The sequence below is a fragment of the Mycobacterium sp. genome (assembly GCF_052145595.1).
In the GTDB taxonomy this organism is placed as follows: domain Bacteria; phylum Actinomycetota; class Actinomycetes; order Mycobacteriales; family Mycobacteriaceae; genus Mycobacterium.
Genome location: NZ_JBKQOI010000320.1, coordinates 1 through 9,598, shown reverse-complemented (window position 1 = coordinate 9,598; position 9,598 = coordinate 1). Strand labels below are relative to the sequence as shown.

General features: G+C 64.9%; 12 protein-coding genes. 8 read left to right on the top strand and 4 right to left on the bottom strand.

Annotated features, from left to right (window positions below; translation table 11 throughout):
• Positions 1–422, top strand: a 422-nt coding sequence (locus ACLP4W_RS27005) for an LLM class flavin-dependent oxidoreductase (protein WP_442390441.1), incomplete at its 5' end; no start/stop codon positions are given.
• A gap of 30 nt (positions 423–452) precedes the next feature.
• Here ACLP4W_RS27005 and ACLP4W_RS27000 read toward each other — a convergent pair.
• Entirely contained in the window at positions 453–974 is a 522-nt protein-coding gene (locus ACLP4W_RS27000; protein WP_442390440.1) for a nuclear transport factor 2 family protein, read from the bottom strand.
• A gap of 353 nt (positions 975–1,327) precedes the next feature.
• Between ACLP4W_RS27000 and ACLP4W_RS26995 the strand changes: the two genes are divergently transcribed.
• Entirely contained in the window at positions 1,328–2,062 is a 735-nt protein-coding gene (locus ACLP4W_RS26995) for a hypothetical protein (RefSeq protein ID WP_442390439.1), read from the top strand.
• Here the strand turns inward: ACLP4W_RS26995 and ACLP4W_RS26990 are convergent.
• A complete protein-coding gene (locus tag ACLP4W_RS26990) occupies positions 2,003–2,650 on the bottom strand; it encodes a hypothetical protein (RefSeq protein ID WP_442390438.1) in 648 nt (215 codons plus the stop codon). The genes ACLP4W_RS26995 and ACLP4W_RS26990 overlap by 60 nt on opposite strands.
• Positions 2,611–3,255: an MFS transporter gene (locus ACLP4W_RS26985; RefSeq protein WP_442390437.1), complete on the bottom strand. Its 645-nt coding sequence runs from the start codon at positions 3,253–3,255 to the stop codon at positions 2,611–2,613. The genes ACLP4W_RS26990 and ACLP4W_RS26985 overlap by 40 nt, the downstream gene beginning before the upstream one ends.
• A 255-nt stretch (positions 3,256–3,510) precedes the next feature.
• Between ACLP4W_RS26985 and ACLP4W_RS26980 the strand changes: the two genes are divergently transcribed.
• The 4 genes from ACLP4W_RS26980 to ACLP4W_RS26965 all read left to right on the top strand — a co-directional run bounded on the left by ACLP4W_RS26980 (position 3,511) and on the right by ACLP4W_RS26965 (position 7,432).
• Positions 3,511–4,308 carry an ABC transporter ATP-binding protein gene (locus ACLP4W_RS26980; RefSeq protein ID WP_442390444.1) on the top strand — a complete coding sequence of 266 codons (798 nt, stop codon included), beginning with the start codon at positions 3,511–3,513 and terminating at the stop codon, positions 4,306–4,308.
• Positions 4,305–5,270: an aliphatic sulfonate ABC transporter substrate-binding protein gene (locus ACLP4W_RS26975; RefSeq protein ID WP_442390443.1), complete on the top strand. Its 966-nt coding sequence runs from the start codon at positions 4,305–4,307 to the stop codon at positions 5,268–5,270. Before ACLP4W_RS26980 ends, ACLP4W_RS26975 begins: the two co-directional genes overlap by 4 nt.
• A gap of 71 nt (positions 5,271–5,341) precedes the next feature.
• The gene (locus tag ACLP4W_RS26970) at positions 5,342–6,040 is read left to right on the top strand and encodes an ABC transporter permease (RefSeq protein ID WP_442390442.1); all 699 of its coding nucleotides are present in this window, start codon (positions 5,342–5,344) and stop codon (positions 6,038–6,040) included.
• Between the two features lie 228 nt (positions 6,041–6,268).
• Entirely contained in the window at positions 6,269–7,432 is a 1,164-nt protein-coding gene (locus ACLP4W_RS26965; protein WP_442390436.1) for a DUF4185 domain-containing protein, read from the top strand.
• Between the two features lie 63 nt (positions 7,433–7,495).
• Here ACLP4W_RS26965 and ACLP4W_RS26960 read toward each other — a convergent pair whose 3' ends face one another.
• The gene (locus tag ACLP4W_RS26960; RefSeq protein ID WP_442390435.1) at positions 7,496–8,104 is read right to left on the bottom strand and encodes a TetR/AcrR family transcriptional regulator; all 609 of its coding nucleotides are present in this window, start codon (positions 8,102–8,104) and stop codon (positions 7,496–7,498) included.
• Positions 8,105–8,181: 77 nt separating this feature from the next.
• On the opposite strand from ACLP4W_RS26960, the gene ACLP4W_RS26955 reads away from it, so the two are divergent.
• Both ACLP4W_RS26955 and ACLP4W_RS26950 read left to right on the top strand, forming a co-directional pair.
• Positions 8,182–8,361 (top strand): DUF7064 domain-containing protein, encoded by a 180-nt coding sequence (locus tag ACLP4W_RS26955; RefSeq protein WP_442390434.1) that lies wholly within the window; start codon positions 8,182–8,184, stop codon positions 8,359–8,361.
• A gap of 8 nt (positions 8,362–8,369) precedes the next feature.
• Positions 8,370–9,598 (top strand): cytochrome P450 (locus ACLP4W_RS26950; RefSeq protein ID WP_442390433.1); only part of this gene is annotated, 1,229 nt, incomplete at its 3' end.

The window sequence follows — 9,598 nt, the reverse complement described above, 5'->3', positions numbered from 1 at the left end:
CCGGCCGGGCCAGGCGGGACCCCGATCTGGGTGAGCTCGACGTGTTTGCCGGCCCGGTACTGGCGATCGGCGAAAACGTCGAGCCGCTAAGGGAATTCGTCAAACCGCACCTGGCCCTGTATATCGGCGGAATGGGCGCCAAGGGCAAGAACTTCTACCACGCCCTGGCCACCAAGTATGGCTACGGCCCGCAAGCCGACCGGATCCAAGAGCTTTACCTGGCCGGCGATAAGGACGGCGCCGCCAAGGTGGTACCCGACGAGCTGGTGAGAGACGTCAACCTGATCGGTACACGCGAGTTTGTCAAGGAACGCGTGGCGGCGTTCCGCGAGGCGGGGGTGACCACCTTGAACGTCGCACCTATAGCGGCAATGCCAGGCGAGCGGATCAAGTTGATCGAGACGTTGCGCGAACTGCTTTAAGCGTGAACGTGCTTGGGCCCGTGTTCGCCGCTATTTGGGTACCGAGGTGAGGATCCCGACTCGGCCCGCGTCAGCTTCGCGTCGCAGCACGGTGGTGGCCAGTTCGAACTTCACCCCGGGGATCGCTTCGTTGACGAACGGGTTGCCGGCCCACCACGTGATGCGGCAGACCCGGCGGGCGATCCGCCAGCCGGCGGTTGTGCGCAACAGCGCGTCGTCATACCAGCCGGTGCCGTCCCAGAGAGGGTTGCCGCCGGCGGCCCTGCGGACCAGGCGCCAGCCGCCGTTGCAGAAGCTGTGGGCTCGGTCGCCGTCGACGTGAATCACGTGGGTCGACATGGTGTGCTGAGTGGAATCGAAAGGATCGTGAAACGCCGCGAAGTCGGACTTGAACTGTTCGCGATCGGTCCAGTGCGATGTTGGACCGTAGTCGGCATCCACGTCGGTGAAAAAGATCCGGTCGAATAATCCCCATCGCTGGCTGTCGACCGCCAGCCCGTAGAGGTTCACCAGTTGCGTGATCGCCACGATGTCGCTATCGATGTAGGTCATGGTCCTCCCCAGGGTGCGGTAACCGTGATGAGCACATTTAATACAAATGTGGCCGATGAGAGAACTTGCGGCGCGACGACCCCCGTGAGCCGGGCCCGCCGGCTGCGGGAACCGGATGCAGTGCTTCATGAGTCCTATCCGTTGTGTCGCGAACCGCCATGACTTCACCTGCCATAGCATCTCTTTCATTACGCTGACCCAGACCCCCGCCTGACGCGGACTGACCGGCTACAACCCCGGGCCGTCAATACCAAAAACCATGGAAGGCAACTGAAATGGACCACGACCGCATCACCCATCCGCTGAGACTGGCCAGGGGATCCCATCAGCCGGGATCGGGCAAAGGGTGCGCCATGAACGCCATTTCATACATCAACGGCGACGAGCGGATCACCGACTTTCCGGCGACATCGGCCCGCCCGCTGGCCTCCTTCGTTCAGTTGTGCAACGACCTGCTCTCCGGCCCCGACGGCTTTCTGTCGCCGGAAGACAGCCTGCTGGTGCTCGACCTGGGTTGGCTGACGGTGGGAACCGCCGATGTCGCCGACACCGTCATGCACAGCTGGGTGGCCAAACTGCTGACCAGCCCACCCTGGGGCGTGGTGCGATACGTCGAGAACGCCGCGGCCGAGGCGATTACCGACATCGCCGAGCTACATCGCGGGCTCACCCCCGGCGAGACTCCGCCGATCGCCGCCTGGAACAGCGCTGCCCGCGCCGCCCGCACGGTGAGCAAGACACTGGCGGGCGCTGAACTGTATGCCGTCCGGGCCGCATACCAATCGACCACACTTGTTGATACCGACGACTGGGACACGCTGGATGCCGTAACCGGCAACGCGCTGCGCGCCCACAGAATGGCAAACGGGGACTCCGGGGCGGCCCGTATCGTGGAGGTCACGCGCAACGCCATCCGCTCATGGCGCCGTCTGGCCGGGTTGAGCGTGGTCAGCAACAATCCGCTACCCGTCACCGGTGCCGGGCGCCACAGACAGCGGCGTAGGCGTCAGAAGCCCTTTGCCACCGAATCATTTCTTGCGGTGACTATCTCGTCGCAGCCGCACCGCTCGGCTGACCGATGTTGCTGACGCCAGCAATGCCATCACAGCGAGAATCATCACCGAGACCGCAGATCCGACCGTGGCCAATATCAGCGGCAGGCCGAAGCCGACGTAAGTCACTGCGTAGAACGCCCCGGTGAGGGCACCGCGCGCGTGTTGCGGTGCCGCGGTTTCCAAATCAATCAAGCCCTCGCGTAGCAGAAGGCCGGACCCGCACCCGAGGACCAGGAGCAGCGGCAGGCCCAACGCCAGCGACATGGTCGGCGGTGCCACCGCGGTGCCCGCGTAGCCGATCGCAGCCAGCACCGCACCGGCGGTGCCGGCTTGCGGCCCCCAGTCACGCGCGCGGGCGACCACTTGAATAAGCCCGCTGACGCCGTTGACGATCAGCGTCGCCGTGCCCGCGGCCATGGGAGCCGCGAGGCCGGTGTGCAGCCGGGTGGGGATCGTGACGAACCCGAGTGTCGCGGAGGCAAACACCCACGGCGCCAGCGGCATGGCCCAGCTCAACGCCCGCGCGCTTCCCTGCCGCGCTAGCATCGGCCGCTGGGAGTCGTCCGCTGTCGCCGGCGCGATCACGCCCGCACGCTGCACGGCCACGACCGCGACAACCATCGCCACCACGACAAGCGCGGCGGCGATCCCGAACGACACCCGAATGCCGGGTTGCCCGGTCCGGGCGATGACCCCCGCAGCGCGAATGGGCCGATCGCGAAACCGGCCATCAACACGGCTCCAGCGGCGGCTGCACCGGCGGGACCCTTCAGATCAGAGGCCCATGCGGTACAGGAGGTCATCGCCAGACCCACACCAAGCCCCACGATCAAACGCCCCACCAGCAAGACGTCGGATTGCTGCGACAGCAACATCGCCACGGTGCCGACCAGAACAGTCGTCGAACCCGTCAACGCCACCGGCTGGCGCCCGAGCGCATCCGACGCACGCCCGCCGACGAGCAGCCCGGGCAGCAATCCCACCGCGTAGATCCCGAAGATCGCGTCGAGTGTGGCCACGCTGAGGTGCTGGCGACCGCTGATCAGGGGCATCAACGCGACGAAGTGGTTGGCGGCCCATCCCGTCACCAGGAGGAGAACGCACACGCTGGTGAACAGGGCCGCGGTCGCACCAGACCCGCTGCGCTCACCGCGCGCGAAGCCCTCATCCGTCGTGACCGGCGCCGATCGGTGCGTCAGGCCGGTTGACCCGTTCGACCAGATCACTGACAGCCTCCCCGAGATTTCTGCGCGGCCCGACGAACCTACAAAGACGATGCCGCCCAGGAGTTATTCCCATAGCCCATAGCACCCGCAGAATCCCTGCGGAGAAAGAACGAAACCGTGGCTTTGGGCTAGTGACGCCCGTCACGCTCGTGGCGCGCCGCACGGGTTTGAATCACGATCATGGCAAACCTGGTGGCCCACAAGCGCGATTCCTAGGCTGCGCGGGTGATGTCGACCAATCCCGCGCCGGCATGTGTGTCACTTCGTCGTGTCAACCGTACGTTCGGAACACACACCGTGCTACACGAAGTCGATATCGAGATCGAACCGGGCAAGGTAGTCGCGTTGCTCGGGTCTTCGGGCAGTGGCAAATCGACACTGCTGCGGCCCGCGGCCGGTCTCGACCGTCCTACCGATGGGCGGATTGAGATCGACGGCAAAGCCGTCCGCGGGATCGACCCACGCTGTGCCATGGTCTTCCAAGAACCTCGATTGTTGCCGTGGCGATCGCTCGCAACCAACGTCGAGTTTGGACTGCCGCCCGACACTGCACGATCGAAAGGCTCTGCGGCAGTGCAACATTGGTTGGATATCGTCGGGTTACACGAATTCGGCAAGCACTACCCCCGGCAAGTGTCCGGTGGTATGGCGCAACGCGCGGGCCTCGCGCGCGCCCTCGCCCGGCGACCCAGCGTCCTGCTGCTCGATGAGCCGCTCGCGGCCCTCGACGCATTAACCCGACTACGGATGCAGGACTTGCTCGACACGGTTCAGCAAGAGGCCGGTACCACCACGCTACTGGTGACGCACGACGTGGACGAGGCGGTAATTCTCGCTGACCGAGTGCTGATCCTGCGCTCCGATGCACGCCCCGATACAAAGGGCGCCGCCAGTATTGCCGCGACGTTCGACGTCGCGATTCCCAAGCCGCGGGACCGCGGCGATCCGCGCATCACTGTGCTGCGTGATCAGTTGTTGGACGAGCTTGGTGTACCCCGACGCAGCGGTGCACGCGAGCAGTCTGCCGTCGACGAGGAGGCGAAACCGTGCTGAAAGAGCGCTACCTGGGAGCAATTCTGGTTGTCGCCACGCTTACCGCCAGCTCCGCCTGCGGTTTGAACACCGGCAAGACAGCGGCGCAGGACATCCGCCTGGATTACGCCTACTACAACCCCCTGAGCCTGGTGGTGCGCGATCAGCGCCTGCTGGAAAGCCGGGGTTACAACGTCACCTGGGTGCTCTCGGCGGGCAGTAACAAAGCCAACGAGGGCCTACGCTCCAATGGGCTCGACTTCGGATCCACCGCCGGTTCAGCCGCATTGGTCGCGCGGGCCAACGGAACGCCGATCAAGATCATCGACGTGTACAGCAAGCCAGAGTGGACGGCCTTGGTTGTCGGCAGGAACTCGACCGTCGACTCGGTGGCCGGCCTCAAAGGAAAGAAGATCGCAGTCACCAAGGGGACCGATCCGTACTTCTTTCTTTTGCAATCGCTTGCGAAGGTAGGACTTTCGCCAACCGATGTGGAAATCATCAATTTGCAGCATGCCGACGGTAAGACCGCCCTAGAGCGCGGCGATGTCGATGCTTGGTCCGGACTGGACCCCTTCATGGCGCAAACGGTTCAGCAACAGGGTTCGCGGCTGCTCTACCGCAACCCGAATTTCAATTCCTATGGCGTATTGAACGTCCGCGAGGACTTCAGCACCGCACATCCGGATGTCGTCCAGTCCGTGGTTAACAGCTATGAGGAGGCCCGGAAATGGGCGAAGGCACACCCCGACGAACTGGCGGCATTGCTGGCTTCGCAGGCGAAGGTGACACCGAGCGTGGCCGAAGAGGAATTGCAGCGAACGGCATTGGACATCCAACCGGAGCCGGGCGAGCCTCAGCGGGCGGTGTTGACCAACATCGTGCCGATCGCCGCGGCGGACGCCGACATCAAATCCGACGAAGCTGGCCGCAGCGCCCTGAGCACGATAATCGAGCCAAAGTACGCGCAGCAGGCCTCTTGAGGTCCGGCGCCGCGCCGCTGGCGAAACTGCCGCCGACGCTGGCAGGACTGGCTGTCCCGGTACTGCTCATGGTGATTTGGCAACTGGTCACCGCGATGAGTTTGTTCTCCGCCAGCCAGTTGCCGCCGCCCGGCGACGTGGTGGCCGCGCTGGGCGTATTGCTCCGGCGTGGCGAACTGTGGACCCACCTACAGGCGAGCCTTTCGCGGGTTCTGCTCGGCTACCTGGCCGGTGCGGCCGCTGCGCTCGCGTTCGGTTCCCTTGTCGGATTATCGGTTATGGCGCGCAGGCTGTTGGCGCCGACGCTAGTGGCCTTCCGTACCGTGCCCTCTCTGGCGTGGGTGCCGTTGTTGCTCTTGTGGTTTGGAATTGACGAGACGCCGAAGCTGTTGCTCGTCGCCATCGGTGCGTTTTTCCCTATCTACACGACGACGGCATCGGCACTCTCGCACGTCGACGCACAGCTTCTGGAGGTGGGACGCGCCTATGGTCGGCACGGAGCTTCGTTGTTGACGGCGGTGATGCTGCCCGCCGCGGCTCCCGAGCTGGTGAACGGGCTCAGATTGGGCCTGGTAAACGCGTTGCTGTTTCTGGTCGCAGCCGAACTGATTGCCTCGTCGAAGGGGCTTGGATTTCTTCTGATCGACAGCCAGAACACCGGACGTACCGATGTGATGCTGCTGGCGATCGTTCTGTTGGCCGGATTAGGCAAACTCAGCGACGCTGCCTTGGGCGCTCTCGAGCACCGGATGGTGCGCAGGCGCAGCTAGCTCAACGGAACCTGGCGACCCAACTATTGGGAACCCGCGATGATAGGGGCACGGCATCCGCGGGCGCGGTCGCAAGGGTTCCTTTCCCGGCCGGAAGCCGAGAAGCTGCCTTATCGTGTGATCGTGGTGACCGGACATCTCAGTCGCCATCGGCGACTTCGGTTCTGGCCGGTCCGGCGAGTCAGCCGATCGACTGGGCGGCCCGGCCTGTTCGTTGTCGTCCTGGTCATGACGGCGGTCGGGCTGGGCATGTTCATCCTGGGCACGGGGGCGCGCGGCGACGGCCAAGTGACACCGGTGTTTCTCGGGTCCGCGCCCCTTACCTGCCTGGAGAGCGCTCTGACGGACTACGCGAATTCGGGCAGCGGTTGGACGGGTGGGGATTCCACTTGGTCGGCGCCGCTGCCCGACGGGCGGGAGATCTTCGCGTTCTCGGACACGTTTCTCGGCCCCATCACTCCTCCCACCCGGTCATCGGACGCAGCTTTCTTGCACAATTCGTTGGTCGTCCGTGACACCGGGGGACGCTGGTCCACCATCGTCGGCGGGACGGCCGACCGCCCCGCAGCACTGATTGCGCCGGCCGATCCCACGCACTGGTTCTGGTTGGGCGCCGTGACGTATACCGGTGGGGGGCTGCAGGTTCCGCTCACGGAGTGGAGATCGACCGGGCCGGGTCCGCTGGACTTTGCCTTGGTGGGGTCGTCACTGGCGCGGTTCGATGCCGACGATCTGGGGGCGCCGTCGTCGATCACGCCGTTGCCGCGATCACGCGACATCCAATGGGGCCAATGGGTGCAGCCGGATGTCGGCTGGACCTATGTGTACGGCGTCGAGGCTCACGGGGACGACAAGTATCTGCACGTGGCGCGCGTCGCGGGAGTTGATCTACGCCAAGACTTTTCGTACTGGACCGGCCTGGGATGGTCGTCGTCGGAGTCGGACTCGGTCCGGGTGGCCGACGGCATATCAGCCGAACTCTCGGTACACCGATTACGCGACGGCATCTACATGCTCACCACGATGCAGGGCGGCAGGGGATTCAGCGACCGCCTGGTCGGCCGATTCGGCCCGTCGCCCACGGGGCCGTTCGGGCCCGCGACCACGCTCTACCGGACACCCGAGTCCGGCAGCTCCGGACTGTATCGCGACGCCGGCGTCTACACCTACAACGCCCACGTTCACCCGGAATACTCGACGCCCGACAGGCTTGTCATCTCCTACGACGTCAACAGCATCGACACCTCCGCGGGAGGTGACGTGTACCGCCAGGTCAGCATCTACCGGCCCCGGTTCATCGTCGTGTTGTTGCGCTGGGACGGCGACGGCGGATCTGACACCACCCCCTCGGATGCCGCCGATGGGGCCGGCTCACGGCTACCGTGCCCATAGCTTGAAATCATCTCCGCTGCAACGCTTTTGAGTCAGCTAACCGCGTCGTGCCGGATCGTAGATCTAGATCGTGGCCGTTGCTCCGAGGGCGGTGGCGGTGAGCGTGGCGATGAGGCTGTCTTCGTCGGTCTCGATGTCGCCATGCAGCCAGGCGCTGATGAGGTCGGTTGTTCCGGCGACCAGCGCCCGTGTCGCCAGTACCCGGTCGATGGATGGCTTTGGACTTCCGATGAAGGGCACGCCGCGAGCGGCCATCTGCTCGCTGAACTCGCGCACCGCACGCTGCTGGCGTTCACGCAGCCGGACAAAGCCCGGACACTCCATATACAGGCGTGCATCGGCGGGGTCGGACGCCAGGGTGTGCACGATGGCGCGCAGTGTCCCCTCGATGCGGTCGGCGAGTGGAGCGGTGTCCAGCACTTCTTGCATCTTGGCCCACAGCCGGCCGAACAGGTCCTCGGCGCACGCGTCGAGCAAGTCGTCCTTGGTGGCGAACTCGGTGTAGAAGTACCGCTTGCTCAGATTCGCGCGCTGGCACACCACATCGACGGTCAGCGGGGCCACGCCGCCCTCGGCGATCAGCGCGCGGGCGGCATCCAGCAGGCGCTCGCGACGGTCCTGTGAACGCTGTTCGGGACTGAGTCCGCCGTAGGTGCGACCCGCGACAGTCATAAGGACATCTTGACCCATCCGTGCCGTACGTCATAGTCTGGAACGGTATCGTTCCACATTTCGGGAGGTGTCGCAGAGTGTCGAATCTGCTCATCTGCGCCGACGGTCGGGTCGCGCACTTCCCCCACGCTCTTGCCGATTTCCGCACCGCCGACGGCCGCAGCGGCGTCGGGTGGATCGAATGGAACATCAACCAGCGCGGCTATCGTCGCCCACAGCCAGAAGCTGACACCCCTCAATTCGCAACCGCACCCTAGGAGACCGCATGAGCACCCGGATCATGGACGAGGCCGCTCGGGTTCTGGCCGACCCCCAGACCTACGCCGACGAAACGCGGCTGCACGAGGCGCTGGCTCACGTGCGCACCCACGCCCCGGTGTCCTGGGTCGACGTCGAGGGTTACAAGCCGTTTTGGGCGGTCACCAAGCATGCCGACGTGATGGATATCGAGCGGCAGAACGACCTGTTCACCAACGATCCGCGCCCACTATTGATGGTCGCCGAGGCCGAAGACGTGCTGCGCGCCCAAATGGAGGCAGGCATCGGCCTGCGCACGCTAATCCACATGGACGACCCCCACCACCGCGACATGCGCAAGATCGGCGCCGACTGGTTCCGGCCGAAGGTGATGCGCGACTTGAAGTGTCGCGTCGACGAGCTGGCCAAGATCTACGTCGACAAGATGGTCGAGAAGGGCCCCGAGTGCGACTTCGTCCAGGAGGTCGCCGTCAACTACCCGCTATATGTGATCCTGTCGTTGCTGGGCCTGCCGGAGTCGGACTTCCCGCGGATGCTCAAGCTCACCCAGGAGATGTTCGGCGGCGACGATACCGAGTTCCAGCGGGGTGACTCCGCCGAGGACATGCTCGCCGTGTTGCTGGACTTCTTCAACTACTTCGCCGCGCTCACCGCGTCGCGCCGCGAGCGCCCGACCGAGGACCTGGCCTCGGCGATCGCCAACGCCACGATCAATGGCGAGCCGTTGTCCGACATGGACACCGCGTCCTACTACGTGATCGTGGCCAGCGCGGGCCACGACACCACCAGCGCCGGGATCGCAGGCGGCATGCTGGCGCTGGTGGAGAACCCCGGCGAGCTGGCGAGGCTGCAAAAGGACATCACCCTGATGGGCACCGCGGTGGAGGAGATGATCCGCTGGGTGGTGCCGGTCAAGGAGTTCATGCGCACCGCCCAGGCCGACACTGAGGTGCGCGGCGTGCCGATCGCCAAGGGCGAATCCGTTCTGCTGTCGTATGTTTCGGCCAACCGGGACGAGGACGTGTTCAAGGATCCTTTCCGCTTCGACGTCGGGCGGGACCCGAACAAGCACCTGTCGTTTGGCTACGGTGTGCACTTCTGCCTGGGCGCCGCTTTGGCGCGGATGGAGATCAACAGCTTCTTCTCCGAGCTGGTCCCGCGGATCAAGTCGATCGAGCTGGCGGGTGCGCCGGAGTTGATGGCCACGACCTTCGTCGGCGGCCTCAAGCACCTGCC

Bases quoted from the DNA above. Each gene is read 5' to 3' on its own strand.
- ACLP4W_RS27000 (WP_442390440.1), bottom strand. From the start codon at position 974: ATGACCTACATCGATAGCGACATCGTGGCGATCACGCAACTGGTGAAC.
- ACLP4W_RS26995 (WP_442390439.1), top strand. From the start codon at position 1,328: ATGAACGCCATTTCATACATCAACGGCGACGAGCGGATCACCGACTTT.
- ACLP4W_RS26990 (WP_442390438.1), bottom strand. From the start codon at position 2,650: ATGGTTGTCGCGGTCGTGGCCGTGCAGCGTGCGGGCGTGATCGCGCCG.
- ACLP4W_RS26965 (WP_442390436.1), top strand. From the start codon at position 6,269: ATGACGGCGGTCGGGCTGGGCATGTTCATCCTGGGCACGGGGGCGCGC.
- ACLP4W_RS26960 (WP_442390435.1), bottom strand. From the start codon at position 8,104: ATGACTGTCGCGGGTCGCACCTACGGCGGACTCAGTCCCGAACAGCGT.